The organism is Blautia sp. AF19-10LB (assembly GCF_003461245.1).
In the GTDB taxonomy this organism is placed as follows: Bacteria; Bacillota; Clostridia; order Lachnospirales; family Lachnospiraceae; genus Blautia_A; species Blautia_A intestinihominis.
On record NZ_QTWS01000103.1, the window covers coordinates 374 to 588 of the forward strand.

General features: G+C 36.7%; 1 pseudogene. It reads left to right on the plus strand.

Annotated features, from left to right (window positions below):
- Positions 1 to 24: 24 nt before the first annotated feature.
- Positions 25 to 215 (plus strand): annotated as a pseudogene (locus DWX28_RS20215) (RNA-guided endonuclease InsQ/TnpB family protein); the annotation flags it as partial.

Below are 215 nucleotides of genomic sequence, written 5' to 3' on the forward strand. Positions count from 1 at the left end.
CTTGAAAATAAGATTTTCAGGAACATGGATCATATAAAACAGCTGCGGATCTATCCACCAAAAAACGGAAAATGCGACCTTATTGTTATTTATGAGATTGAAGAGCCGGAACGGCTTTCTCAGAATGGATATTATTTATCGATTGATCTGGGACTTCATAATCTGATGACCTGTTATGATTCTGGAAATGGCAGGACTTTTATTCTGGGAAGAAA